The organism is Telluria beijingensis (assembly GCF_030770395.1).
Taxonomy (GTDB): Bacteria; Pseudomonadota; Gammaproteobacteria; order Burkholderiales; family Burkholderiaceae_D; genus Telluria; species Telluria beijingensis.
In genome coordinates this window covers 5,957,168-5,984,072 of sequence record NZ_CP132480.1, presented here as the reverse complement: position 1 = coordinate 5,984,072, position 26,905 = coordinate 5,957,168, and the positions used below count along the sequence as shown (strand labels likewise).

The 26,905-nt window shown below is 65.1% G+C and carries 19 protein-coding genes and 1 pseudogene; 9 read left to right on the top strand and 11 right to left on the bottom strand.

All coding sequences use genetic code 11. The annotated features are described in order from the left end of the window. The first annotated feature begins 192 nt into the window (after positions 1-192). Positions 193-651 carry a MarR family winged helix-turn-helix transcriptional regulator gene (locus Q9246_RS26380; RefSeq protein WP_306394414.1) on the top strand — a complete coding sequence of 153 codons (459 nt, stop codon included), beginning with the start codon at positions 193-195 and terminating at the stop codon, positions 649-651. A gap of 21 nt (positions 652-672) precedes the next feature. On the opposite strand, the gene Q9246_RS26375 is transcribed toward Q9246_RS26380, so the two are convergent. Then, positions 673-2,250, bottom strand: a complete 1,578-nt coding sequence (locus Q9246_RS26375; RefSeq protein ID WP_306394413.1) for a methyl-accepting chemotaxis protein — start codon at positions 2,248-2,250, stop codon at positions 673-675. Between the two features lie 433 nt (positions 2,251-2,683). On the opposite strand from Q9246_RS26375, the gene Q9246_RS26370 reads away from it, so the two are divergent. Both Q9246_RS26370 and Q9246_RS26365 read left to right on the top strand, forming a co-directional pair. After that, on the top strand, positions 2,684-5,923 hold the full coding sequence (locus tag Q9246_RS26370; protein ID WP_306394412.1) for a DUF2339 domain-containing protein: 3,240 nt from the start codon (positions 2,684-2,686) through the stop codon (positions 5,921-5,923). A 20-nt stretch (positions 5,924-5,943) separates the two neighbouring features. Beyond that, positions 5,944-7,392, top strand: coding sequence for a DUF3999 family protein (locus tag Q9246_RS26365; protein ID WP_306394411.1), 1,449 nt, complete (start codon positions 5,944-5,946; stop codon positions 7,390-7,392). 33 nt (positions 7,393-7,425) lie between these two features. Here the strand turns inward: Q9246_RS26365 and Q9246_RS26360 are convergent, their stop codons facing one another. After that, entirely contained in the window at positions 7,426-7,836 is a 411-nt protein-coding gene (locus Q9246_RS26360; RefSeq protein WP_306394407.1) for a DUF2061 domain-containing protein, read from the bottom strand. A gap of 432 nt (positions 7,837-8,268) precedes the next feature. Between Q9246_RS26360 and Q9246_RS26355 the strand changes: the two genes are divergently transcribed. From Q9246_RS26355 to recR, 3 genes are read left to right on the top strand one after another with little or no spacing between them, the layout of a single operon-like run. After that, positions 8,269-8,925 carry a hypothetical protein gene (locus Q9246_RS26355; RefSeq protein WP_306394405.1) on the top strand — a complete coding sequence of 219 codons (657 nt, stop codon included), beginning with the start codon at positions 8,269-8,271 and terminating at the stop codon, positions 8,923-8,925. Positions 8,926-8,972: 47 nt separating this feature from the next. Then, positions 8,973-9,302: a YbaB/EbfC family nucleoid-associated protein gene (locus Q9246_RS26350; RefSeq protein ID WP_005671283.1), complete on the top strand. Its 330-nt coding sequence runs from the start codon at positions 8,973-8,975 to the stop codon at positions 9,300-9,302. Positions 9,303-9,349: 47 nt separating this feature from the next. Beyond that, on the top strand, positions 9,350-9,940 hold the full coding sequence (gene recR / locus Q9246_RS26345; RefSeq protein WP_306394403.1) for a recombination mediator RecR: 591 nt from the start codon (positions 9,350-9,352) through the stop codon (positions 9,938-9,940). Between the two features lie 6 nt (positions 9,941-9,946). Here recR and Q9246_RS26340 read toward each other — a convergent pair whose 3' ends face one another. Next, entirely contained in the window at positions 9,947-10,267 is a 321-nt protein-coding gene (locus Q9246_RS26340) for a hypothetical protein (RefSeq protein WP_306394402.1), read from the bottom strand. 170 nt (positions 10,268-10,437) lie between these two features. Here Q9246_RS26340 and Q9246_RS26335 point away from each other — a divergent pair, with 170 nt between their 5' ends. Then, a complete protein-coding gene (locus Q9246_RS26335) occupies positions 10,438-12,822 on the top strand; it encodes a penicillin acylase family protein (protein WP_306394401.1) in 2,385 nt (794 codons plus the stop codon). Between the two features lie 192 nt (positions 12,823-13,014). Here Q9246_RS26335 and Q9246_RS26330 read toward each other — a convergent pair whose 3' ends face one another. Together Q9246_RS26330 and Q9246_RS26325 are read right to left on the bottom strand one after the other, a co-directional pair. Beyond that, a complete protein-coding gene (locus tag Q9246_RS26330; RefSeq protein WP_306394398.1) occupies positions 13,015-15,189 on the bottom strand; it encodes a putative bifunctional diguanylate cyclase/phosphodiesterase in 2,175 nt (724 codons plus the stop codon). Position 15,190: 1 nt separating this feature from the next. Then, positions 15,191-16,021, bottom strand: coding sequence for a response regulator (locus tag Q9246_RS26325; RefSeq protein ID WP_306394397.1), 831 nt, complete (start codon positions 16,019-16,021; stop codon positions 15,191-15,193). Positions 16,022-16,355: 334 nt separating this feature from the next. Here Q9246_RS26325 and Q9246_RS26320 point away from each other — a divergent pair, with 334 nt between their 5' ends. Next, on the top strand, positions 16,356-18,473 hold the full coding sequence (locus Q9246_RS26320; RefSeq protein WP_306394395.1) for a TonB-dependent receptor family protein: 2,118 nt from the start codon (positions 16,356-16,358) through the stop codon (positions 18,471-18,473). On the opposite strand, the gene Q9246_RS26315 is transcribed toward Q9246_RS26320, so the two are convergent. From Q9246_RS26315 to Q9246_RS26290, 6 genes and pseudogenes are all read right to left on the bottom strand, one after another. Beyond that, positions 18,448-19,980 carry a DUF3482 domain-containing protein gene (locus tag Q9246_RS26315; protein WP_306394393.1) on the bottom strand — a complete coding sequence of 511 codons (1,533 nt, stop codon included), beginning with the start codon at positions 19,978-19,980 and terminating at the stop codon, positions 18,448-18,450. The two genes, Q9246_RS26320 and Q9246_RS26315, sit on opposite strands and share 26 nt — an antisense overlap. Beyond that, the gene (locus Q9246_RS26310) at positions 19,977-21,455 is read right to left on the bottom strand and encodes a DUF2868 domain-containing protein (protein ID WP_306394391.1); all 1,479 of its coding nucleotides are present in this window, start codon (positions 21,453-21,455) and stop codon (positions 19,977-19,979) included. The genes Q9246_RS26315 and Q9246_RS26310 overlap by 4 nt, the downstream gene beginning before the upstream one ends. A 147-nt stretch (positions 21,456-21,602) precedes the next feature. Further along, positions 21,603-21,974, bottom strand: coding sequence for a hypothetical protein (locus tag Q9246_RS26305; protein WP_306394389.1), 372 nt, complete (start codon positions 21,972-21,974; stop codon positions 21,603-21,605). 102 nt (positions 21,975-22,076) lie between these two features. Continuing rightward, positions 22,077-22,916: an alpha/beta fold hydrolase gene (locus Q9246_RS26300; RefSeq protein WP_306394386.1), complete on the bottom strand. Its 840-nt coding sequence runs from the start codon at positions 22,914-22,916 to the stop codon at positions 22,077-22,079. Positions 22,917-23,057: 141 nt separating this feature from the next. After that, a complete protein-coding gene (locus tag Q9246_RS26295) occupies positions 23,058-24,101 on the bottom strand; it encodes a pepsin/retropepsin-like aspartic protease family protein (protein WP_306394384.1) in 1,044 nt (347 codons plus the stop codon). A 143-nt stretch (positions 24,102-24,244) separates the two neighbouring features. Further along, a pseudogene (locus Q9246_RS26290) lies at positions 24,245-24,853 on the bottom strand (ABC transporter ATP-binding protein); the annotation flags it as partial. Positions 24,854-25,090: 237 nt separating this feature from the next. On the opposite strand from Q9246_RS26290, the gene Q9246_RS26285 reads away from it, so the two are divergent. Beyond that, a complete protein-coding gene (locus Q9246_RS26285; protein ID WP_306394383.1) occupies positions 25,091-26,608 on the top strand; it encodes a YifB family Mg chelatase-like AAA ATPase in 1,518 nt (505 codons plus the stop codon). Positions 26,609-26,905: the final 297 nt, after the last annotated feature.

Below are 26,905 nucleotides of genomic sequence, written 5' to 3'. Positions count from 1 at the left end.
GAGAGAGGTAGACGATTCCTGCCGAGCTCTTGCCTGATCCTGCCAGTCCGACGTCAATCGGACAACTTCCCGTATTGCAGAGATACGGCAATGTAAGTGCCCGCACACTCCCTAGTCACCATCAGCCTTGACGCCGGGCATAAGCGTTAATCATCGCTTGCAATTATCTAGTGTGCGACCTATATTGGATGCATGAACACGAACGCCTCTACTGCCCCTGCCGCGCCCATGCTCGACGAGCAACTGTGCTTTGCCCTTTACTCGACGTCGCTGGCAATGATGCGGGTATACCGCGGCCTGCTGCCCAAGCTCGGGCTCACGTATCCGCAATATCTTGTGATGATGGTTTTGTGGGAACAAGATCAATTGACCGTGTCCGACATCGGCGAACGCCTGTTCCTCGACTCGGCGACCTTGACGCCTTTGCTCAAGCGTATGGAAGCCCAGGGCCTGGTGCAGCGTAACCGCGCGCGCAGCGACGAACGCCAGGTGATCATCAGCCTGACCGACGCCGGCAACGCCTTGAGGAAAGAAGCCGCTAGCGTGATGCCGGCGGTGTTGTGCGCAACCCAGTGTTCGGTCGACGAAGCGTCGGCCTTGCGCGACCAGTTGGTGAATCTGCGCAAGAGCCTGAACGATAGCGCCGGCTGAGGCCGTGTAGGGATTACCGGCTCAGCCCGCGATTCGCAGCGGGCCACTTTCGGCGCCGATCCGGAACACGCGCACGGTGCGCAACAGCCTGCCTGCTTGCTCCTTGAGCGCTGCCGCGGACGCGGCCGCCTCTTCGACCAGGGCGGCATTCTGCTGGGTTGCCTCGTCCATTTGATCTACCGCACGGTTCACTTGCTGGATGCCGGCATGCTGGGCTTCGCTCGCGGCAGTGATCTCGGCGATGATGCCGCTGACGTGACGCACGCTCGTCACGATGTCGTCCATCGTGGCGCCGGCTTGCTCCACCAGTTTTGAGCCGGCATCCACTTTCGCGACCGAGACGCCGATCAATGCCGAAATCTCCTTGGCGGCAGTCGCCGAGCGCTGCGCCAGGTTGCGTACTTCGCTGGCAACGACGGCAAAGCCACGGCCTTGTTCGCCGGCGCGCGCCGCCTCCACCGCCGCGTTCAGGGCCAGGATATTCGTCTGGAACGCGATACCGTCGATGACGCTGATGATGTCCGCGATCTTGCGCGCGGATTCATTAATCTCTTGCATGGTGTCGACCACGGCGGAGACCACGGCGCCGCCCTTGCTGGCCACGACACTGGCCGAGGCTGCGAGCGTGTTGGCATGACGCGCATGCAGGGTGTTCTGTTCGACGACGGCGGTCAGCTCCTTCATCGAATTCGCGGTGCGGCCGAGCGAATTGGCCTGCTGCTCGGTGCGTGCGGACAGGTCGTCATTGCCGGCGCTAATCTCTCGCGACGCTGTCGCAATCATATCGGTGCCGCCGCGCACTTGCGCGACAATGCTCTGCAGGCTGTTCTGCATTTCGCGGATCGCATGCATGACGCTTGCTTCGTCATCATGGCGTACGCTCACGTCGACGGTCAGGTCGCCGGAGGCGATGGCGGAAGCGATACGGTTGACCTCCACCGGCTCGCCGCCCAGCTGGCGCAGCAAGTGGGCAGTAATTGCGGCTCCGATCAATACGCTCAGGCCGACCGCGGCGAGCGTGACGGCGACGATCGTCGCCTGGGCGGCGGCGATCGATTCCTCGGCCTGGCGCGTGCCGGCGTCTACCTCCTGCTGCACACTCGTGATGACACGATCGATATCGATCACGTTCTGACGACGCAGGGGGCTGCACTCATTGACCAGGAAGGTGCCGAAGTCGTTCATTTGACCAGCATCAAGGTAACGACGTGGGCGGTTCAGTTCGTCTGCCATGCGCAGCAGGCCATCGCGCATGGTGGCGAAGTCGGCATTTCCCGCGAACAGCGGCGTCAACGCATGCAGCTTGTCGAGATAGCGGGCCTTGTGCTCGTCGAGCAGGGTGAGCTCTCGCCTGGCATCGGCGGCATTTGGGAAGATATAGGCATTACGGGCTGCGAGACCGGTTTGCGCGAGCGATTCGCGCAGCTCGTACAGCCGCTCGAGCTTGGTTGTGCGGACGGCATTTTGCGTGGCAAGCTCATCGCTCACATGGGCCAGTTCGCGCCAGGCGAAGATCGCAAGCACAACGATCAGGATGCCAACTAGACCAAAACCGAGGCCAAGTTTGGCTCGGGTGCTGAGTGCGGATAGTGATCGCATGGAATTCTTTTTAAATGGTCAGGCAAAAGAAATACCTGTCGGATTAACATTCCGACAAGAACAAATATATGGGTAACAAGGAATTATAGGAAACTACTTACCGTGTACGATTGATTCTGGACGGAAAGCATGATTTTTTGTACGCAATGTTATTGCGTTGTGTCATTCCAGTACGAAATGACAGAGGATTTTGGCGCTTGAAAGCAAAAAACCCCACCATGATCACATGGTGGGGTTGAAAGTAGGTTATCGTCAGGCTAGTTATAAAGAAAAACCCAACCATGTGATCATGGTGGGGTTTTTTGCTTTCCGCGCACAAATCCCCATGCCCTTAGTCCCTTGACCAAGCGCAACGAAAAGCCCGATTCCCCTCCTGAGTTGTTTCTGGCTTTTAATATTCTTCTACAGCCAGCACGCTGCATCGACTGGCTAAGTGGACCGTACCGATCCCACCAATACACCAATTCATGTTGAGGCGACCATGCATGAGCTCGGCTTCGCGGTACTGGCAATCCTGGGTTATCCGTTTCTCGTTGCCTGGCTCGTGGGATTGAGCAAAGCGAGCAGAATCGCCGAACTGGAGAGACGGCTCGAGGCCTTGAACGAGCGGGTGCACCGGTTCACGACGCCACCATCTCCTATGGCGCCCACGCAGCAACGCACCGGTGTAGTGCCGGTTGCGACGCCACAGTCCCATATCGCCAAGGCGAATCTGCCTGAACCAATACAGGACGACAGCATTGCAAGCCCGCCACTGCAATCCCAAACGACAAGGCCTGTGCCCGAACTGATCATCCCCGTCAGCACCGAAGCTGCATCCACAGTCCGGGAAGAACCAGTTCCGGATCCTTACCTGGAACCACCGCCACGCTGGCTCATCGCCGCAAAGACTTGGCTCCTCACCGGCAACCTGGTCGCCAAGCTTGGTCTCGTGATTCTTTTCATCGGCATCGGCTTCCTTCTCAAGTATGTCGCCACGACCTTCACCATTCCAATCGAGTTGCGCCTGGCCGCCGTGGTCCTGGCCGACTTCGGACTGCTGGCCTGGGGATGGCGCCTGCGCCTGACGCGCAGGGAACTCGCCCTTCCGATCCAGGGCACCGCGATTGCCATCCTGATGCTGGTGATCTTCAGTGCCTACCAACTCTACGCGCTGATACCTTCCGGTTTCGCGTTCGCACTGCTGGTGTTCCTCACGGCTTTCACCTGCCTGCTGGCGGTCTTGCAAGAAGCGCCCTGGCTTGCGGCATTCGGCATCACGGGCGGCTTCGCATCTCCCGTGCTGCTGGCGAGCGGCGGAAGCGACAACCATATCGCACTCTTCACCTATTACGCGTTGCTCAACGCCGGCGTGTTCGCACTGGCCTTCATGCGTTCATGGCATCCGCTCAATCTGCTGGGCTTCGTATTCACTTTCATCATCGGCGCTGCTTGGGGTGGACTACGCTACACCCCGGACCATTACCCATCGGCCCAGGCCTTCCTGATCCTGTTTTTCCTGTGCTACGTTGCTATCCCACTCGTGTTCGCGACCCGGGAGAAGACCCGCAAGAACGATTCCGTCGATATCACGCTGGTCCTGGGCACGCCGCTGCTCGCCTTTGGATTCCAGGTCGGCCTGGTCAAGGAGATGGAATTCGGTCTTGCCTTTACCGCGCTGGGCCTCGGCGGCTTCTATCTGGCCCTCGGCATTGCCTTGTGGCGCAGCGGGCAAGAGCGCGTAAGGTTGATGGTCGAGACCTTCGCCGTGGTCGGTATCATCTTCGGCACGCTTGCCATCCCCTTTGCGCTCGATGCGCGCTGGACCTCGGCCGCGTGGGCCGTGGAGGGCGCCGGCTTCGTGTGGTTCGGCCTGCGCAACCACCGCCGGCTTGCCTGGGTTTTCGGGCTGTTCTTGCAAGCGGGCGCCTGGGTAAGCTTCATCGCTGCCACGACGAAGCTCGATGCGGACACTGCGCTCGCAGCCAATCTATGGCTGGGATTCCTGCTGCTCGGCGGCAGTGCCTTCATCATCGCAGCCAATTTGCGCAAGCATGGAGGAGATGAAGACTGCCTGCCGGAGCTTGCCAGCGTGGGCTTGCTGCTGGCCGCCGTCGCACTGCTTGGCGCGTGCTGGAGCGAAGCGATCGTCCGTACTGCCGGCGGCGCCCTGGCGAACTGGCTGGTGGTCGGCGCCTTGTTCACGGCCGTGCTGTTGTACGCGATCGGCGTCCGTATGGCGTGGCCGATGGCGCGCGGGCTGGCCCTGGCGGCGCAGGTCGCAGGCGCCGCCGCCGTGGGCATCGTCTGCGCGCCGGGATGGTCGTTCGTCGACATGCTCGAGCCAAGCGAAGAGCAGCCGCTATTGGGCGTCTTCATGCTGGCCGCCGCGGCATTCGCAACCAGTCGCATGCTACAGCGCGCCGATGTCGAACCGTCCGACTCCACGCACGCCAAAACCGGGATCGCATCGGTGCTTCTGCTGTGGGCCGGCATTTGGTGGTTCGGCCCGGTCATCAACATTGCCGCGGGCAGGATGGTTGACTATCTGCCGGCAGGCTTGGGCAGCCAGTATGCGCGCTGGACCGCGTTGTATGCGGCGGCGGTCACGGTCACGGCGATGGCGGGCATACGGCTCGGACCGCGCCTGGCCTGGCCGCAGCTGCGCTGGTTCGCGAGCGCCTGCTGGGGAATGCTGGCTTTGGTCACGGCAGCTTCCTTGCAGTCGCTGTATGCCAGGCATGCGCTGCCTGAAGCGGCGGGCTGGATCGCCTGGGCCATCCTGTGGGCGGGTGGCGAGTATGCGATGCTGCGCTGGCCTGCCGGCGGCCTGGAGATCGGGAGGAACCTGCTCAAACTCCTGCATGCACTGCGCACCGCCGGGCCATGGCTGGCCATATGGCCGGCCGGCGCCATCCTGATCGATCGCTGGCTCGCCGGGCCGGCCGACCCTCTTCTCGCAGCACAAGCCGATTGGGTTAGCGATGCCGCCTGGAGCAATTATTTACCGAGCTGGATCATGATGCTGGCCCTCGTCTGCCTGTTGCGCCGCAGCCTGGCGAACAAGTGGCCAAGTGCGCCGCTGGCCGATTGGTACCGCACGGTCGTGATCCCCGCTGGCACGATGTTGATGGCGATGCTGGCCGTCTTCTGGAATGTGAGGCATGACGGTGCGATGGCCCCCCTGCCTTATCTGCCGCTACTGAACCCGCTCGACCTGACCACCGGCTTTGTCTTGATGTTGTGGGCGAGCGCGCTGCGCCAGTTCGCCAGCGGGGCAGTGGCGCACGAAGTGCTGCTGCATCGACTGAAGATCGGTGGCGCGATAGCGGCCTATGTCTGGTTCAATCTCATCCTGTTGCGCAGCGCTGCCCATTACGGCGGCATCGATTACCGCATCGACGCACTTGCCGCGTCGCAGGCCGTGCAGGCGATGCTTTCCCTGGTATGGAGTGCGAGTGCGTTGGTGCTCATGCGCGTGTCCGCACGCAGGATGATGCGGCGCGCCTGGTCGGGTGGAGCGCTTGCGCTCGTATTCGTAGTAGTGAAGCTGTTTCTGATCGACCTGGCCAACGGCGGCAGCATCGCGCGCGTCGTGTCCTTCATTGGTGTTGGACTGTTGCTGCTGCTGGTCGGCTACCTCGCCCCTTATCCGAAAGGAGCGCAGGGCGCGCCGTCAACTGTTTCCGCTTGAGAGCTGAACTGGAGAACACCATGAGCGAATTTCCTTGCCGCCGCGCGATCGCCGTTGTTTTGTTGGCCCTCCCTGCTTCGGTTGCCGTCGCCAGCCCGGATGATGCACCGGCCGGCTATTCGCACATTCTCCCTCTCGGTGTCGAGACCAATCAAGCTGTCGTGCAGCTGCGGGTGCCACGCGAGGTCTACCTGCATGCGCGCTCGCCGGAACTGAACGACCTGCGGGTGTTCGATGCCGCCGGTGCGTCGATGCCGTTTGCCTTGGTCGACCTGGCTGCTCCGCCAGTCGTGAACAGACCGAGCACGCCGGCCGCCGTCTTTCCCGTGCATGGTCCCGCCCGTGATGCCGAGCGTGTGCACGACAGCTTGCAGATCCGGACCGGGACCGACGGCGCCGTCATTTCGGTGACGGCGCCGACGCGCGAAGTCAGTGATGCGCTGGTGAGCCTGGTCCTGGACCTGCAGCCGGCGGCGCGCGGGGCGCAAGTCGATGCGGCGGCGCCGGTGGGCGGGCTCGCCCTGACCCTGCCACCGGGAGTGGGGAACTACAACGCCTGGGTGGCACTCGACGTCAGCGACGACCTGCAGAGCTGGGATGAGTTGGCCGAGGCTGCGGTGAGTTGGCTGATCAACGACCAGGGCGCGAGCGTGCAGAAACACCGCATCGAATTTGCACCGCGACCGTTTCGCTACGCCCGCATCCGCTGGCTCGACGGCAAGCCAATCCTGTTTTCCGCGATTCATGTCGAGTATGTCGTGGCGCAGCAGAAGGCGCGTCATGTCGAGACCATTGTCCTGCAAGGAGTGCGGGGCACCGAGGGGCGAGACCTGGTCTACACGGCGCCTGTGGCGATTCCCACGCGATCGCTGGGACTGGTATTCAAGGGCCAGAACATCGTCATGCCGGTGCAGCTTGGCCAGTACCAGGCCGTCCGCAGGAGAGAGGCGGGAAGTCGGACCGCGGTGCAGCTGCAGTTGCAGTCCGTGTTGAGTGTGACCTTCTATCAGATGATCCAAGACGGGCGCCGGCGGGCCTCGGGGGACGTGGACATCCCCGCGACGCACGCTTCCCAATGGGTCATGCGACCCCAGGTCGATGTCGCCGAGCTGCCTGGCTTGCGCTTGGGCTGGACACCCTCAAGCATGGTGTTCGTCGCTAGCGGGAAGCCCCCTTACAGTCTCGCCTTCGGTCGCACCGGCGCGAGCGCGGCGTACGTCGACCTACCCCAAGTCGCGCCAGGTTTCAGTGCCCGTGAGCTGGCGGCGCTCGATGCGGCCAGGCCGGGCGACTTGATACGACAGCAGTCGTCCGGAAAATCCGCGGATGACATCGCCGGTAGCGCGCCAGGAAGCAAACGCGGCTGGCTGTGGGCGCTACTGGTTGGAGGCGTCCTGGCACTGGGGGCGATGGCTTGGCATTTGTTCCGCCAGCTCAAAGACGGCGCATCCGAGCCGCCGCCGGCTTGAACCTGGCGGGCTAGGGCGACTGGCGTGATCGGTTCAGGCGGCGTGCATTCCATTATTGATGCGCAGTGCGAGCTTGTCCCAGAACCGGTCATGGATCGGGAGCAGCAGCACATTACACACAGGCTCCAGGATGGCGGCCAGGCCACCGAAGGCGAGCGAGCCGGTCGCGCCGTAGATGACGGCGAAGGCCACGCCCATGTGCATCAGCGTCTGGCTGAGCTTTTCGCCGGCAATCCTCATGTAGCGCTCGCGCTCGGAACTCGCTCGTGCACGAACGACAGCCCAGGCTTTCTCATGGAAAGGAAGGAGGAGGACGTTGATCACTGGTTCGATGATGATGGCCAGGCCGCTGAACACAACCGAGCCGGTCATGGCGTAGGCGATCGTGAATGCGATCGCCATGTGGGTGATGACCTGGCTAGCTTTCTTCGCTGCGATGACCATGACCTTACCTCTTCACTTCGTTTGATGACTGTAGAGACAAATGATAATCATTCTCGCTGATAGTTCAAAGAGAATTAAATTGAAGAGTTTGATAGTGGCTGGCTATCGTTGCTGATGCAAGAGGCATAAGGAAGGGCTTGCAGGATGTGTCATCGTTTTGTTATAGTCTCGTTCTTCCAACGCAGACGCAGTCTCCAAGACAGCGAAAAGCGAAAGAAAAAGAGGGGTTGACGAAGATAGCGAAACACTTCATACTCTCTCTTCTCTGCTGTTGACGAACAAAACGATTCGAAGCAACGCAGCAGATGAAGCACGGGCATTCGCACCCCGCCCAAGCGGCCAGGCGCCGAACTGCCCGCGGCGGCTGCCAGCGCGCCGGCGCCCGTGCCTGTGCCGCCTTCGGCGCCGTCGGCCCCCGGTCCGGCGGCCGCCATGCCGTCCGCGCCACAGGCCCGGGCCGTAGCCGCGCCACCGCCATGGGATGGCGGCCAGGCGCAGGCCGTGGCCCAGCCGCAACCGGCAATGCAGGCCCGCCAGCAGCCGCAGCAGCAGATGGAAGACGATGTGCCGTCCTGGGTCACCGAATTCTCGGACGATACCGCCGTCGCCGCCGAGGCGCCGGCCGTGGTCGCGCCCGCGCCCCAGGTGCGCGCGCCGGCCGCGCCGCCGCATGCCTATGTCGTCACGCCGGTGCCGCAGATCGATTGGGATGGCAACTGGCCGCAACTGGCCGGCAGCCTGCCGCTGCGTGGCGTGGCCCAGCAGTTGGCGCTGCAGACCGAGCTGGTCGCCTGCGTCGTGCACGAGCGCGCCGTCACCTTCAAATTGCGGGTGCCGGTCGACACGCTGCGCGCCAGCGGCAATAGCGAGAAACTGGCGGCCGCGCTGCAAGAACACTTCCCCGACTTCCGCGTGAGCGTGGAGTCCGAGATCGGCCCGGTGTGGTACACCGCCGGGGCCGAACAGAAAGCGGCGCGCGAAGAACGCCAGCGACTGGCCGAATCCATCGTCGCCGCCGATCCCTTCGTGCAGGAACTCGAGCGACGCTTCGACGCGTTCGTCGTGCCCGGCTCGGTCAAGGTCGCCTGACCAGGCCGCGTGAATAACAACCCATCCGACTTTTGGAGAACACCACCATGATGAAAAACCAGCTCGCAGGCTTGATGAAACAGGCGCAAGCCATGCAGGACAATATGAAGAAGGCGCAGGAGCAGCTGGCTCAGATCGAAGTCGAAGGCCAGTCGGGCGCCGGCCTGGTGAAGGTCGTCATGACCTGCAAGAACGACGTCAAGCGCGTCACCATCGATCCATCGCTGCTGGGCGACGACCGCGACATGCTGGAAGACCTGGTCGCGGCCGCGTTCAACGACGCCGTGCGCAAGGCCGAAGCCACCGCCGCCGAAAAGATGAGTGGCCTGACCGCCGGCATGCCAGGCCTGCCGCCCGGCTTCAAGATGCCTTTCTAAGCCATTGAATAAAGGTCTTGCCGGCATACGCTGGCAAGACATCCCACATGTCGACCTCGCTCGAATTTCTCATCGAATCGCTGCGCCGCCTGCCGGGCGTGGGCCCCAAGTCGGCCCAGCGCATGGCTTTCCACCTGCTGCAGCATGACCGCGAAGGCGCCGCGCAACTGTCGCGCGCGCTCTATCAAGCCGTCGACACGGTGCACCACTGCGCCAAATGCAATACCTTTTCGGACATCGAGATCTGCGAGCTGTGCGCCGACCCGGAGCGCGACCACAGCCTGCTGTGCGTGGTCGAAACCCCGGCCGACCAGATCATGATCGAGCAGACGCTCACCTGGCGCGGCCTCTATTTCGTGCTGATGGGCCGCCTGTCGCCGCTGGACGGCATCGGCCCGCGCGACCTGGCCCTGGACAAGCTCGTCAACCGCGCCACCGATGGCGTCGTCGGCGAAGTCGTGCTCGCAACCAATTTCACCAATGAGGGCGAAGCGACCGCCCACTACATCAGCGAGATGCTCAAGGCGCGCGGCCTGAAGGTCAGCCGCCTGGCGCGCGGGGTGCCGGTGGGTGGCGAACTGGAATACGTCGATGCCGGCACGATCGCGCGCGCCATGCTCGACCGGCGTAGCGCCTGAGACGGATTACCAGTACGGGCCCCAGTAGCCGCCACCGCGGTAGCGTGGACCCCAACCCCCATACATGCCGGCGCCATTGCCCATGCGCTGCAATTCCTCGCGGGTACCCAGGTGCAGCACGCACTCGCGCCACGGATCGGTGTTCGCGCTATAGCCGAGCTGGCTGCACGCCGGCCCATAGATATTCATGAGCTGTGACATCTCGGCCTGGGCGCGCGCGGATTTTTCTTGCGGCGTGGAACAGGCAGCGGCCAGCACGGCCAGCCCGATAGCGGCGGACACGCGCACGATGACAGGCATTCTTGCCCGATTGACGGTATCTTGCATGATGACTCCTTTTGCTGCTGGAGCAGCGTAACTCCAGCATAGCACCAGCGCCAGCCCTGCCGTGTGCGATATCAAACGCACACGCCAGATTTCGCGGGACGACCCTGTCGCCTTTAGGGTTTTTTTGGCAATTTTCTGGCAGAATACGCCCCCTAATAAGGAGACACTGGATGGGCAAGACCGTGGGCAAATCCCGATGGAAGACCTGGACCCTGCGCGGGACCGGCGCACTGCTGGCGCTCGTACTGCTGGCCGTGCTGGCGGCCTGGCTGTTCCTGCGCGCCAGCCTGGCCCAGCTCGACGGCGAGCGCCGGGTGGCCGGCCTGGCGGGCCCGGTGACGGTCGAGCGCGATGCCGGCGGCGTGCCCCTGATCAGCGGCGCCAGCCGGCAGGACGTGGCCTATGCGACCGGCTTCGTCCACGGCCAGGAGCGCTTCTTCCAGATGGATTTGCTGCGCCGCACGGCGGCCGGCGAGCTGGCCGAGCTGTTCGGCCCCAAGGCCTTGCCGACCGACCGCGGCCACCGCCTGCATCGCTTCCGGGCCCGCGCCGGGGAGACCTTGGCGCGCCTGCCGGCCGCCGAGCGTGCGCTGCTGGAACGCTACGCCCAGGGCGTCAACGCCGGCCTCGACGCGCTCGGCGCGCGGCCCTTCGAGTATGCGCTGACCGGCGCCGCCCCGCGGCCCTGGTCGGCGGCCGATTCGCTGCTGGTAGTGTGGGCCATGTACATCGACCTGCAGGGCGGCCAACAGGCGCGCGAACTGGCGCGCGGCTGGCTGCGCGAGCACAGCGACCCGGCGCAACTGGCCTTCCTGCTGCCCGAGGCCACCGCCTTCGACACCACCCTCGATGGCGCCAAGGCGCCGGCGCCCGGCCCGCTGCCGGCGCGGGCCCCGGCCTGGTGGGGCGCGGCCGCCCTGGACGCCGGCGCGCCGGTCCGGCTGGCCGGCCTGGACGTCACCGACTCGGTCGGCAGCAACAATTATGCGCTGGCCGGCAGCCGCAGCAGCACTGGCGCCGCCATCGTGGCCGACGACATGCACCTGGGCCTGCGCCTGCCGAATATCTGGTACCGCCTCGCGCTGCGCTTCCCCGATCCGGGTGCGCCCGGCGGCCAGCGCCGCCTGGTGGGCGTCAGCCTGCCCGGCGCGCCGCCGTCGGTCATCGTCGGCAGCAATGGCCAGGTGGCCTGGGCCTTCACCAACAGCTATGCCGATTCGCTCGACCTGGTCGAACTGCGTCTCGACCCGGCGCGTCCCGGCCAGGTGGGCCTGCCGGGCGGCTGGGAGACGCCAATCAGCCATACCGAATCGATCGCCGTGAAGGGCGCCGAGGCCGAGCCGCTGGTCGTGCGCGAGACCTCGCTCGGACCGATCCGCACGGTGGCCGGCCGCAGCTATGCGCTGCGCTGGATCGCCCACGACCCGGCGGCGCTGAACATGAACCACCTCAAGCTCGAATCGGTCGCGAACGTCGACGAGGCGCTGGCGGCGGCCGCCAGCGACGGCATTCCGGCCCAGAATTTCGTCGCCGGTGACGTGCACGGCAATATCGGCTGGACCATCGCCGGCCTGCTGCCGCGCCACACGGGCGACGCGTCGACCTGGAGCAGCGTGCTGCCATATGCCGAGCACCCGCGCATCGTCAATCCGGGCGAGGGCCAGATCACGACCGCCAACAGCCGCCAGCTGATGGGCGCCGGCCACGCGCTGCTGGGCGACGGCGGCTACGACCTGGGCATGCGCAACCGCCAGCTGCACGAAGGTTTATTGGCGATGGAGGGCAAGGTCGACGTGCGGCGCGCCTTCGACGCCGCGCTCGACGACCGCGCGATCCTGGTCGGCCAGTGGCGCCAGCGCGCGCTGGCCGCGCTCGATGCGTCCGCGCTCGACGGCCATCCGCAGCGCGCCGAGTTCCGGCGCCTGCTGGAAACCAGCTGGAGCGGCCGCGCCAGCGTGGAATCGAGCGGCTACCGCCTGGCGCGCGACTTCATGTGGGCCGTGCACGACCTGCTGTACGGCCGCGTCAACGCGGCCCTGAAGGAGGTCGATCCCAGGGCCAGCGTGGCCGCGGCCAGCACGCGCTGGCCGGCGGTGGCGGCGCGCCTGCTCGACGAACAGCCGGCGGGCTGGCTGCCGGCCGGCCACGCGTCCTGGCGGGAATTGCAGCTGGCGGCGGTCGACCGCGCCATTGCGGCGCTGGACGATGCGGGCATCCCGCTGGCCGAGGCCACCTGGGGCCAGCGCAACACGGCCGACATCGCGCACCCGATCAGCATGGCGGTGCCCGCGCTGCGTCCCTGGCTGGCCGTGCCGCGCCAGCCGCTGGCGGGCGACGCCCACATGCCGCGCGTGGCGGGGCCGAACTTCGGCCAGTCGGAACGGCTGACGGTGTCGCCGGGGCGCGAGGAAGAAGGTTTGTACAATATGCCGGGCGGGCAGAGCGGGCATCCGCTGTCGCCGTTCTTCCTGCTGGACCACGCGGCCTGGGTCGAGGGCAAGCCGGCGCCTTTGTTGCCGGGGCCGACCGCGCATACGCTGCGCTTCGTGCCGTAAGCATGGACGCAAGCTAACTTCTTTCGTTTGCGGTTGCGCGTCGTTCCCGCGCAGGCGGGAATCCAAGTGAAGTCACAGCATGTTCATGCTTCTGCGCGCCCCAGCGGTCATCGAAGGTCAATTTTTGGGCCGCAGGCCTGCTGCACTTGGGTACCCGCCTGCGCGGGTACGACGTGGTGGACGCCGCGGGCCCTATTTGGCAGGCAGGGCCTGCTGCGCATGCTGCAGCATCCCGGTGATCTGCTCGGCGTTCGAGGGATGACCCAGGTAGTAGCCTTGCACCATGTCGCATCCCAGTTCCTCGAGCAGCTGCAACTGCTCGTTGGTTTCGACGCCCTCGGCCACCACCACCATCTTCAGGCCGTGGGCCATGGCGATGATGGCGCGCGTGATGGCGGCGTTCTCGGAATCCTGCGGCAGGCCGGCGATGAAGCTGCGGTCGATCTTCAGCGCCCGCACGTCGAAGCGTTTTAGATAATTCATCGACGAGTAGCCGGTGCCGAAGTCGTCGATCGACAGGTGCACGCCGATCCCGCGCAGCTGTTCCAGGGTCACCATGGTGGCGCGCGCATCGTCCATCAGCGTGCCTTCGGTCAGCTCCAGTTCCAGCAGGCGCGGCTCGAGCCCGGTGTCGTTCAGGGCCGACAGCACGATCTGCGACAGGTTCTCGTCCTTGAACTGCTTGGCCGACAGGTTGACCGCGATGCGCAGCAGGCGCCGCGTCAGGCGCTGCCAGGCGCGCGCCTGGCGGCAGGCGGTGCGCAGCACCCATTCGCCGATCGGCACGATCAGTCCGGTCTCCTCGGCCAGCGGGATGAATTCGGTCGGCGGCACCAGCCCGCGCTCGGGATGGCGCCAGCGCACCAGCGCCTCGACGCCCACGATCTCGGTGGTGGCGACGTCGCGCTGCGGCTGGTAGACCAGGTACAGCTCGTCGTTCTGCAGCGCGCGCCGCAAGCCCACCTCGAGCTTCACGTGGCTCATGATCTGCATGGTCAGCGAAGAGCTGTACAGCTTGGCGTTGTTCTTGCCGCAGTTCTTGGCGTGGTACATGGCGGTGTCGGCGAATTTGAGCAGCGAGCCGCAGTCGTCGCCGTCCTCGGGGAATAGCGAGATGCCGATGCTGGCGGTGACGAAAATCTCGTTGCCCTCGATGACGAAGGGGCGCCGCATCGCTTCCTTGACCCGGGTTGCGACGTTCAGCGCATGCTCGACCCGCTCGAGGTCGGGGATCAGGATGGTGAATTCGTCGCCGCCCAGGCGCGCCAGGTTGGCGGCATTGTTGGCGCGCTGGTCGACACCGTCGCCGCGCGACACCAGGTCGCTGGGCCGGGTAGTCTCGCGCAGGCGCTCCGACACCATCTTGAGCAGCTGGTCGCCGGCATTGTGGCCGAGCGTATCGTTGATGCGCTTGAAGGCATCCAGGTCCATGAACAGCACCGCGAACTTCTTGTTGCCGACCTTGGCCCGCTGCAGCTCGCGTTCGAGCGTCTCCAGGAAGGCCTGGCGGTTCGGGATGCCGGTGAGGCCGTCGCAATAGGCCAGGCGCCGGATCTGCTCTTCGGCGCGCTTGCGCTCGCTGATGTCGCGCACCAGGCCGAGCACCTCGGACGGGCTGGTGGCGACCAGCCGCGCCTCGAAGTGCAGGACCTCGCCGCACTCGATCAGCTCGTACTCGACCGAGCGCACCTGCTGGGTGGCGAGCACGGTCTTCATCTGTTCCAGCATGCGCGCCGCGATCTCGGGCGGCAGGGTGTCGCCCAGGTGCTTGCCGATGTAGCGCGCGCCGTCCGCCAGCGCGCCGCCCGGCCGTCCGGGGCATAGCTGTCCGGGACGCTCCTGCCGCACGCGCGTATGCCCGGGCTCATAGTCGAGATAGAAGCCGTCCGCATCGAGGCGAAAGAAGGTGTCGGGGATCGCTTCGAGCACCGCGCGGTTCTGGGCGTCGGCGATGCGCAGGCGGGCAATGGCGTCGCTGGCGCGCAGCACGTACAGCACGCGGTGGCCGAGGATCGGCCAGTTGATCGGCTTCGAGACGAAGTCGGTGGCGCCGGCCTCGTAGGCCTGGGTCACGGCCTCGACATCGTCGCTGCCGGTGACCATGACGATCGGCACGCAGGCGCCGTCCCGTTCCGCGGCGCGGATCGCCCGGCAGGCGGCAAAGCCGTCCATGCGCGGCATGTCGACGTCGAGCAGGACCAGGTCGGGCACGCGTGCATGCGCCAGGTCGGCCGCTTCCTGGCCGTCGCCGGCCTCGATGCCTTTCAGGCCGACCTGGGCCAGCATCTCGAGCATCAGGAGGCGCATGACGGGATCGTCGTCGGCGACGAGCACCGTCCCGCGCGGAGTGGAAGGAGAAGCTGGCATGTCAGGATTCCTTTTCGAGCAGGGCGTGGAGCGACTGGCGCACCGACTGGTATTCGCGCTCCATGTCGGCCAGCAGGGATGCGGCGCCGTCGATGCTGCCGGCGCGGCCGAGTTGTTCGAGATCGCGGCACAGCACGGCCAGGCGCGCCGCGCCGATATTGGCGCTGGCCGACTTGAGGCTGTGGGCGATGCGGCGCAGCTGGTCGGCATCGCGCCCATCCACGGCCTGGCGCAGCGCCTGCAGATGGCGCGGGGTGTCGCCGACATAGGCGTTGACGACTTTCTGTACCAGCACGTCGCCGGCGTCGCGGCTCAGTGCGCGGATCTTGCGCAGGGCGGCGCGGTCGACCGGATCGTCCTGGGGCGGGGCAGGCGCGGGTGTCGGCGCGATGGTGGCCGCCCGGGGCGGCGCCATGGCCGGCGCGGCTTCCGGCACGTCGTCATGGTGGCGCTCGGCCAGCACCGGCAACGCCACCCAGCGTCCGATCACGTTCGCCAGCTGCTGCTGGGTGAAGGGCTTCGACAGGTAGTCGTCCATGCCGGCCGCCAGGCAGGCTTCGCGGTCGCCCTGCAGCGCGTTGGCCGTGATCGCGATCACCGGCAGGGTGCGCGCGCGGCCCGCTTCGCGCTCGTGGCGCCGTATTTCTCCGGTGGCGGCGAAGCCGTCCATCACCGGCATCTGGCAATCCATCAGCACCGCGTCCCAGCCGCCCTCGTGCACCGCATGCAGCGCTTCCTGGCCATTACTGGCGCAATGGGTTTCCAGGCCCAGGCTTTCGAGCATCGCCCGCGCCACTTCGACGTTGACCGGATTGTCCTCGGCCAGCAGCACGCGCCGCGCGCGCCGCAGCGGATGGCGGCGCGCCGCCGGAAGTGTTTTTCGTTTTTCGTCAACCCCTCATTTCGCTTCGTCTCAGATTTCTCTGCCGACCTTGCCTTCGTAACCACTTGAATACGCTAACAATTTCGGTCGGTGCCGAAGCGGAGGCGCACTATAGCAAACCTCGACAGGAGTGCGCAAGGCCTTATCGAAACACGGCCGCATCAATGTGCCGCTTGCCCCGACTGATCCTGTGCGCGCGTAATTCTCTATTGCAAGGTATATTCATTGGCTGATTAGCAAGGCTTCCTATCAGCGCGCTTGCTACGCAATCTTTGGAGAAAGAATGAACCACACCGTCTTGCGCCGTACGACGATCGCCGCCGTCTGCGCCTGCTGGCCCTTCGCTGCCCTTGCCGAGGACATCCGCGACCCGATGAACGTGGTCGTGGTCAGCGGCACCCGCGCCGAACACACGAGTTTCGACCTGCCCGCCGCGATCGACGTTGTCGATGCGGCGCAGATCGGCGACACCCAGTTGCGCGTCAACGCCTCGGAGGCCCTGGTCGCCGTGCCAGGCATCGTGGTGCGCAATCGCGAGAACTACGCACAAGACCTGCAGATTTCCTCGCGCGGCTTCGGCACCCGCTCCGCCTTCGGCGTGCGCGGCGTGCGCCTGGTGGCCGATGGCATCCCGGCCACCATGCCGGATGGCCAGGGCCAGGCCGCGACCTTCAACCTCGACCTCGCCGAACGCATCGAAGTCTTGCGCGGCCCCATGTCCGCCCTGTATGGCAACCACTCCGGCGGCGTGGTCCAGCTGTTCACGCGCGAGCCGACCGACACGCCCACGGTCGAAGCCAGCTTCACCGGCGGCAGCTACGGCCAGCGCAAGTTCGACACCAATGCCTCGGGCCGCAGCGGCGGTATCGGCTACCTGCTCGACGCCTCGCGCTTCGAGACCGATGGCTACCGCGACCACAGCGCCGCGACGCGCAAGCAGGCCTACGCCAAGCTGGTCGTCGAACCGTCGTCGACCAGCCGCCTGGTGCTCACCGCGAGTGGCCTGCGCCAGGACGATACGCAAGATCCGCTCGGCGTGACCTGGGCCACCTACCAGCGCGACCCGCGCGCTGGCGAGATCGACACCACCGACACGCAGACGCCCCAGCGCACGCTGGCCGAGCGCTACGACACCCGCAAGAGCATCGACCACCAGCAGTTCGGCGCCACGTATGAACAGCGCTTCGGCGACGACCGCCTGCAGGTGACGGCCTATGGCGGCAACCGCCGCGTCATCCAGTACCAGTCGTTCTCGCGCGGCTTCCAGGCGCCGACCAGCCACTCGGGCGGCGTGATCGACTTCGACCGCGATTTCTACGGCGTCGACGCCAACTGGCGCGCGGTGCGCCAGGTCGCGGGCGGCACCATGCGCGCCACGGCCGGCCTCGAACTGGCGCGCTCGAAGGATGCGCGCCAGGGCTTCGAGAACTTCGTCGGCAACACCTTCGGCGTCAAGGGCAACCTGCGGCGCGACGAACAGAATGAAGTGAGCAGCGTCGATCCCTATGTCCAGCTGGAGTGGGAACGCGAGCGCTGGGTGTTGAGCGGCGGCGTGCGCCACAGCCGCGTGGACTTCGACGTCGAAGACCGATTCCTCTCCAACGGCGACGACAGCGGCGGCGCCGACTTCCGCCACACCACGCCGCTGGTTGGCGTGCTGTATAAAGTGTCGCCGAGCCTGAACGTGTACGCCAGCGCGGCGCGCGGCTTCGAGACACCGACCATGAACGAATCGTTCTATTCGGGCACCGGCGGCGGCTTCAATTTCGCGCTCGATCCGGCGATCGGCACACACCTCGAGGCCGGCGTGAAAGCGATGGTGGCGAGCGGCGTGCGCGTCAACGCCGCGGTGTTCCAGGTCAAGACGAAGGACGAACTGGTGGTCGACGCCTCATCCGGCGGACGCACCAGCTACCGCAACGCCAGCGCCACCCTGCGCCAGGGTGGCGAACTGTCGTTGGACGCGGAACTCGGCGCCAGCTGGAATGCGCGCCTGGCCCTGAGCATGCTGCACGCGGTGTATGACGAGGCCTTCGGCGCGGTGCCGAAAGGCTGCCGCCTGCCCGGCCTGCCGAAGACCAGCTTCTACGGTGAATTCGGCTGGAAGGAAGCGGCCGGCCGCTATGGCGCGGCGCTAGAGACGGTCGCCAACAGCAAAGTGTATGCCGAGGACACCAACAGCGCCACGCCGGCGCCCGGCTACGCGATCGTCAACGCGCGCGTGCAGGCGAGCCAGCAACTGGGCGGCTGGAAGCTGCGCCAGTTCGCGCGCCTGAACAACCTGTTCGACCGCGACTACGTCGGTTCCGTCATCGTGGGCGACACCAACCGCCGCTACTACGAAGCCGCGCCTGGCCGCAACTGGATCATGGGCGTCAGCGCGCAGTACCAGTTCCAGTAAGCGCATCCTTGTCCAAGGTCGGCGCTGCCGGCGTTGCCTGCACTGGCGCGCCCGGCAGCGCGACGTCGGGATACAGGCGCCCGAGCGTCGCCGTCACCGCCGGCACCAGCACCGCCTCGACCAGCCGCGTGGCGGCGCCCAGGTCCGGCGCTTCGCGCACCGACTGCCACAGGCGCTCCCCGTTGACACCAGCGGCGGTCAAGGCCTGTTCGGCCTCGGCCTGCCAGAACGGCGGCGCCTCGCTCTCCACATAATTGCCCCGCCCACGGCCGAAGTGCGCCACCGCCAGGTAGCGCAGGATGGCACTGGCCAGCAGCGTGTGCAGGAAGGGACTGGCGAATTTGACGTTAGCCTGGTTGCGGTCCGTGCCCTGGTTGAAGCCCCAGGCGGCGCCAGCCGCCGTGATGCCGCCGGCGATCGCTCCGAGCAGCGCGCCGGCGCCGAGGGTCAGGCCGCCCGCCATCGCGTCCGCCGACAGGCCGGTGGCCGCGCCCGACACCACCGCGCCGAGAAGGCCCGCCTGCGCCTTGTCCACCGGCGCGCGCACCGCGAAGTTCTCGCGTACGCGCGCATTCACGTTCACTGCCTGGCCGGGATCGATACGGTATAGCGACAGCATGCGCGCGGTCGCATGGTTGATGCCGTCGTTCAGGCGCTGCACCAGCGCCGCCATCGCGAGGTCCTGGCGGCGCTGCTCGTCCTTGCCGATACCGACCGCCTTCAAGGCAGTGCGCAGCATGCCGGTGCGCTCTTCGCCCAGCGGCTCGCTGTCGCGCGCCGCCGACGCGATCTGCTCGGCGCTCATGTTCAGCGCGCTCGCATAACGCACGCGATTGCGCTCGGCCCATGCGGCCAGCAGGCGCGCATAGGCGGGACGCTTGGCTTCGTCGATCAGTCCCGCCACCGATTCGTAGAACACGTGTTCGTGCACCCAGCAACGGGCGAAGGCATCCAGCGGCAGCACGTCTTTCACCACCGAATACTGCGCGAGGTGCTGCTTCCAGCGCTTGGGCTCCGCCTGTTCCTCGTGCGCCGGGCGTGGTGGGCCGACCTGGTTGAGCAGCACGACCACCGGCTTGCCGAGCCACTCGAGGATCTTCATCTCGGATGGCAGATAGCCCGCGTCCTGCGGCGATTCGGACGAATTCACCAGGTACAGCACGACGTCCGCTTCTTCGCGCGCCGCGCGCAGCGCCTGCTGGCTGAGCCAGAACGGGCGGTCGCGGTAGCGGTCGAACACCTCGCGCAGGAACCAGCCGATCGGATTGCCGGCCATCGCGAGCCGCTTGTGCAGGCGCACCGAGTCGCCGAAGCCGGGCGTGTCCCACAGTACCAGCGCGTCGCCTTCTTCGGTGGCGAGCAGCGGATAGCCTTCCGAGATCTGGGTCACGTGGGCGGCGTCGCGGATCTCGCCGACGTCCATCCCGACCAGGGTGCGCGCCAGCGTGGTCTTGCCGTTATTGGTATGCGAGACCAGCGCGAACTGGATTTTTGCGGGCGTGATCATCGCAGCTCCGCCAGGGCCAGGCCCGCGCCCAATTCAAGCGGGTGCTTGTCGGGCTGGAGCAGGTTGACGACATGGGCAGACGTGCCGTGGAAGCTGCAGAACTGGCGCCACAAGGCATGGCGTTCGGCGACGCGCTCGCTGCCCACCTGCTCGCCGATACGCTCGAGCAGCGGCGATTCGTCGAGCAGCACGGCCACGCCGCGCGGCACCCGCTTGACCAGGTAGTCGAGCAGCGCGCCGTGGTTTTCCTTCTCGGGCGTGGCGGCAAGGCTGAACAGCACCGTGGTCACGGTGATGCCGGCCTCGTTCAAGGTCGTCTCGCGCAGGGCATCTTTCAATTCGACGCCATAGCCGATCGACGGCAGCAGTTGCACCCTCGCCTGCCCGCCCAGGGCCGCGGCGGTGATTGCCCACAGGCCGCGGTCGCGCGGCTCGTCGAGCGTGTAGCTGTAGGGGATCACGCGCAGCACGGCCGGCGTGCCGGCGCCGATGCTGTCGGCCAGTTTGCGGTAATACGGCTGGTCGAGATCGAGCGGGAAGTTGCGCTTCAGGTGACGCGCGCGCAGGCCGGCGACCAGGGCCAGCACCAGGCGCGGCAGGATCACCAGCAGCAGCAAGGTCGCGCCGTACAGGTGGACCCAACGCTCGCCGACCGGCAGGCCGGCAGCACCGCCGAAACGCAGCTGTTCGATCTCGGCGGGCGAAAAGCCCTGCAAGAAAGGGAATACGGCCAGCGCCGGCGTGAACAGCCATGACAGCAGGGTGTGCACCTGCTGGGCGTCGAGGAAGGTGCTTTCCCAGCCGGTGACGTATTCGGTGAGCAGGCCGCGCGCATACAGCGACACCACGGCGCCGAGCGCGAAGCCGGCCGCCGCCAGGTGGAAAGTGCGGGCGAGGCGCGCGCGCGTGAGCGGTTCGCTCAGCACGGCCCAATCGGCCAGGTAATGGGCCACGCCTTCGGCCAGCGCGGTGGGCAGCTTGCGCGGCGCGACCGCCTTGCCGACGCTCAGGCGGCGCAGCAGCGGCGTGCCGCTCTTGCGCCGGCGTGCGGCGGGCACGATGGCCCACACCAGCAGGCCGAGATAGACGAGCAGGTTCCAGGCGACGATGGCCAGCAGCGGCGCCGACAGCAGGTCGACGCGGTGCGGGTTGGCGATGCGGTCGAGCGCCGCGCCGACGATGAAGGCGAGGAAGGGCAGCGCGAGCCAGATGCCGCCCATGCCGGGTGCGCGCCGGTGGAAGGCGCCGAAGGCCGGCGTGCGTTCGCCGAGACGCTTGAGTATCTGTTCGGCGCGCTGCTGCAGGAAGTGCTCCTGGTTCGCCGCCACGTGCTTGTCGGCTGCCTGCCAGGCGGCCAGTTCGCGCGCGCTGCGCGTCGCGTATTTGCGGTCGTCGTCGCTCAGGACCGTATGGCCGACGTCGGCATATTCGATGGCGCGCACCAGCACGACGTTGCGTGCGACCTGTTCGTTCATGCTGCTCCTATGGGTGAAATGACAATGTCGTAAGAGGCATTGTGCACCAGATTCCCATTGGCTGGCAGTGGCCTGCCGCACCGTGGTCTCGAGAGCGGCAATAAAAAACCCGGGCATGCCCGGGTAGATGGTCGGCGTCCTGGATGTTTACTGCTTGCGCTTGCTGCCTGCCTCGGACGGCGACTCCTGCGATCCTTGCTGGTACTGCCCCATGCCGTTGCCGGATTGGCGCGACTCGCCGAGCCGGTCCTGCTCGCCGCGCGCCTGCATGCGCTGCGCCTGCTGACGCGCGCTCCATCCGCCGGTCTGCGAACCGGCGCCGGCGCGCTGGCCGCGTCCGGTCGATGCGGATTGCATGGATCCGGTATTACCTTTCGGGAAAGGCGTGTCGAGCCCACCCGGCATGACATAGCCAGGCGCCCTCGACTGCAGGCTGCCCTCGGCAACCATCAATGTCTTCGGTTTTGCGCTACCACGTGCGCGGTTGTCCCCGCCCTTGACCTTCTCTTTCGACTTCATCGCGATCCTCCGCTTTGCTGAACAAGAAATCCGATCATGCGCCCCATGGGTGAGTGTCTGTATAGGAGAACTAGTCGGAGCGCTGTAGGACTCTCCTGACCATTAATCTGCCTTAGTCTGCTTCGCGATGATCGTCTTGATCGCGTCCACGACCTCGGCTGGATTCTGGCGTTGCACCTGGTGGTCGGAATCGATGATGATCCGTTTTGCCTTCGGATACATCCCGCTCACGGCGTCCCTGGTCTTCTGGTCTTGGTGGAATGCGCCAAAGTCGACACCGACCGCGGTGGCGCCTTTCGGTTTATTGATGAGCATAACGATCGGCTTGTCGTCGATCGCGGCAAGCGAAAGCACTTGTTCGCTGGTCTGGTGAATGGCGTCGATCTCCTTGTTGACGGTGCTCGAAAAGAACAATCGCTTGGCGCCGCGTGTCCAGAAGGGGAAATCCTCCGACTTCTTGACGATACCGGGCAATAATGGATCGACGAGGACAAGGCCACTGACTTCATTCGGGTAGCGTTTTGCGAACAGCTGCATGTACAGGCCGCCCAGCGAGTGGCCCACCAGAATGTATGGGGGCGCGATGCCTTTGTGCTTCAGTGCTTGCCTGAGTTCCTCGACAATCGTGCCGCCGTCGCGCGACGTGTCGGTTTCCTGGCTGTTGCCATAGCCGGGGCGGTTATAAGCGTAGATCGATGCATCCGATGCCAGGGAATCGATCACCTTGTCCCATCCATTCACCGTCGCGCGCAATCCGTTTTCGAAGACGATACGGGCGTTGGCATCTGGGTTCTTGATGGTCAGCGATTCGATCTGTCGTCCCGCGACCGTATCGATGCTGGCCGTGGGAGCGGCAGATACTGCGGTGGGCATCGACACGCAACCCGACAGAAAGAGAATGGACAATGTGGTTTTGAGACCGGGGCTCGAAGGTAGGTTCATGGGATCGTGAAGGAGTGGGTTGTTATGGAAAAAACCCATTCTTTCATGGCGCCTGATGGCATCTGTCGGGCAAGCGACGAGCTGCACACCGGCCCGACAGAATGCAGAAAACGTGGTCCGGAGGACGTTGTCGGTGGCGCTTTACTCGGTGGGGCGCGGAATGACTTCCACTGAGCCGCGCTTCATGATCGGGTTCTTGATTGTCGAGAAATAGACCAGCCTTTGGCTCATGGCGATATACACGCGGTGGCGGTGCAGGAAGTCGGTGCCAAGAACCAATATCTCGCCCGAATGGGGCAGGTCCATCAGGCGCACCTTGAAGTCCGTGACATCGAGTCCGCCGACCGACATCTGCTCTACTGGAACGCTCCAGACCGGCTTGTCGCGACCATGTCCTGGCAGCGGTTCCTCACGCGTGGCTCCAGCCGTCGTCGGCGCCAGATTCAGCCGCGCCGCGGCGCTGGCTGGGAAATAGGAGTGCGGTGTCGCTGTCGATAACAACGCCCACACCTCCTTGCCATTGATGAGTACCTTGAAGATCGGTCGCGGATCGCGTTTGTACAGGTCAACATTGATTGGCACTGCAACGGCTTCAGGATCCCAATACGCCAGGTGTTCCCTGAAACAGCCGTCTGGCTTGAAATACTTGAGATAGCCGCTGTCCAGCGACACCTCGAGATCTGTTTGCAGCAGATTGCCTGCGCCGACTCGTGCGCCGAAAGTGTCGTCCATGAAGTCTTCGACGAGGAACCAGCTGTCTTTCAGCTCGGTCCGGCCAACGGACAATTGTTCGACGAAGACATTCAGCCCTTCCCGGACGATGAACATGCCGCTTGGCGTGATGTTATTTTGGGGAACGAAATTTGTCGTCAGACTCCTGCTTTCCTGGAATTGGGTGCTGGTGACGTGCCGTACCTTGATGTCGAGCCGCTCCAGTGTTTTCTTGTTGAGGATGATGGTTTGCGCGGAGCCGATATTCACCACGGCGGAAACTGGCTTGCCGTTGATGGTGGCTTCCATCAGGGGACGCAGGTCGTTGGTGAATGCAAGCGGGATGGTGGACAGCTCTCCCATATCGCAGCTGGCAGGTAGCGATTGCGCCATGGCGGCGCTGGAGAACATCAGGGCTGCAAATGCTATAGATCTTGCCAGGCCAGAGCGCAGCGAAGTGGAAATAGAGGTCATCGTATCCAATAATGAGACCAAGGGAAGGCTCAGTATAGATACAAAGGTGTAGGTAAAGAGACTTAGTATTAAATTACCCTTGAAGCATGGGTTATATGAGGTAGAAAGCAAAAAACCCCACCATGATCACATGGTGGGGTTTTTGCCATGCGCGGGCACAGGTCGGTCACGTCCTCGACGATGTGGGTCGACAGGATCACCACCACCTGCTCGCCGATCTTGGCCAGCAGGTTCAGGAAGCGGTTGCGCTCGTCGGGATCGAGGCCGGCGGTCGGCTCGTCGACGATCACCAGGCGCGGCGCGCCGAGCAGCGCCTGGGCGATGCCGAAGCGCTGGCGCATGCCGCCCGAATAGGTGCCCAGGCCACGCTTCCTCGCTTCCCACAGATTGGTCTGGTGCAGCAGGGCCTCCACGATTTCCTTGCGCTCGCCCTTCGCGCTCAAGCCTTTCAGCACGGCGAAGTGGTTGAGCAGCTTTTCAGCGCTGACTTTCGGGTAGACGCCGAAGTCCTGCGGCAGGTAGCCGAGCTGGCGGCGCAGGCTTTCCTTGTCGTTCAGAACGTCGAGGCCGTGGAAGTGGATGCTGCCGCTATCGGGGTCTTGCAAGGTGGCGATGGTGCGCATCAATGAAGACTTGCCGGCGCCGTTCGGCCCGAGCAACCCGAACATGCCGTTCGGGATCTCGAGACTGACATCGTTGATGGCTTTCACGCCATTGGCATAGGTCTTGTTGAGCTGCTTGATCGATAGCATCGGCGGTTACTCCTGGGCGGTTGATGGTGACGTTTATTTCCTTATAGATAATGTAGCGTTAATACAATGCAATGTCAGTTTTATGTGACAGGCGGTGGATATGCGGGAATGGACGACGATTTCCGAGGTGTATGCGTATGCCATAGCGGGTGGGTGCGCATGCCTGTCCGCTCTCAACAGATGTCGGCGCGAGCGCTCTACGATAGGTCCTTTCCAGTGTTGATGGGGAAGCAAACAATGAGTCTCGCCGTCCTCAGAAGCCGCGCCCTGGCCGGCATGGAAGCGCCGCCTGTCAATGTCGAGGTCCACCTGGCCAACGGCCTGCCGGGCATCGCGATCGTGGGGTTGCCGGATACCGAGGTGCGCGAAGCGAAAGACCGCGTGCGGGCGGCGCTGCAAAATTCCGGCTTCGATATTCCCGCGCGCCGCATCACGATCAACCTGGCGCCAGCCGACCTGCCCAAGGAGTCGGGCCGGTTCGACCTGCCCATCGCGCTGGGCATCCTGGCCGCGTCGCGCCAGATCCGCGACGACGCGCTGCACCGTTACGAATTCGCGGGCGAGCTGTCGTTGTCGGGCGAATTGCGTCCGGTGCGCGGCGCGCTGGCGATGGCATTCGCGATGGCCAGTCATGGCGACGCCGAGATGCGCGCCTTCATCCTGCCTCTGGCCAATGCCGACGAAGCGGCGCTGGTGGAGGCGGCAGCCATCCTCCCGGCGCGCACCCTGCTCGAGGTGTGCGCGCACTTCGCCAACACGCCCGATGCGCCGAAACTGGCGCGGCATCACGGCCCCGGCATGTCGCCCGCGCCGCGCTATCCGGACTTCGCCGAGGTCAAGGGCCAGCAGCATGCCAAGCGCGCACTGGAGGTCGCGGCCGCCGGCGCCCATTCCGTCCTGCTGGTCGGCCCGCCGGGCGCGGGCAAAAGCATGCTGGCGGCACGCCTGCCGGGCCTGTTGCCGCCGATGAGCGAGGCCGAGGCACTCGAATCGGCCGCCGTGCAATCGCTGGCCGGCGGCTTCGCACCCGAGCGCTGGCGCCAGCGGCCGTTTCGCGGCCCGCACCACACCACCTCGGGCGTGGCCCTGGTCGGCGGCGGCAACCTGCCGCGGCCGGGAGAAGTGTCGCTGGCCCACCACGGGGTACTGTTCCTCGACGAGTTGCCCGAATTCGACCGCCGCGTGCTCGAGGTGCTGCGCGAGCCGCTGGAATCGGGCTCGATCACGATCTCTCGCGCGGCCCACCAGGCGGATTTTCCGGCCCGCTTCCAGCTGATCGCGGCGATGAATCCCTGCCCCTGCGGCTGGCTTGGCCACGCCAGCGGCAAGTGCCGCTGCACGCCGGACGCCGTGCTGCGCTACCAGGGCCGCATCTCAGGCCCCCTGCTCGACCGCATCGACATCCAGCTGCCGGTGGCGGCCATGGCGCCCGACAGTATGGGTGCGCAGGCCGGGGGAGAGCCCAGTGCGGCGATCGCGCAGCGGGTAGCGCAGGCGCATGCGCGCCAGGTCGCGCGCCAGGGACGGCCGAACAGCCAGTTGGGGCCGGGCGAGATCGACCGCCATTGCGCGCCGGACGAAGCGGGACGACGGCTGCTGCACGATGCGGCGCGCCATTTGCACTGGTCGGCGCGCGCCTATCACCGCGTGCTCAAGGTGGCGCGGACCATTGCCGATCTTGCGGAGGCGGAACACGTGACGGCGAAGCAAGTGGCGGAGGCGATCGGATATCGACGTGCGCTGCGCGATGACTAAAATCAAGCCATCATAGATAGTCTTTTATACCGCATAAGCCATTATCTATACATTTTATTGTTTTTTACATCCGGTATAGATAATTTCTTATGAACTATAATAGGTTATCTATGGAGGAAAGATGCCGCGTAAACTATCCGAATCCACCGCATTGCCTACGCTCGTTCAGGAGCGCCTGACCATATGGGGCCGCAGTATTCGCACTCAACGCCTGAGCCAGCGCTTGATGGTTGCGGATTTATGCTCACGGATGGGTGTTTCGGAAGCGACGCTACGACGCCTGGAACTAGGCGATCC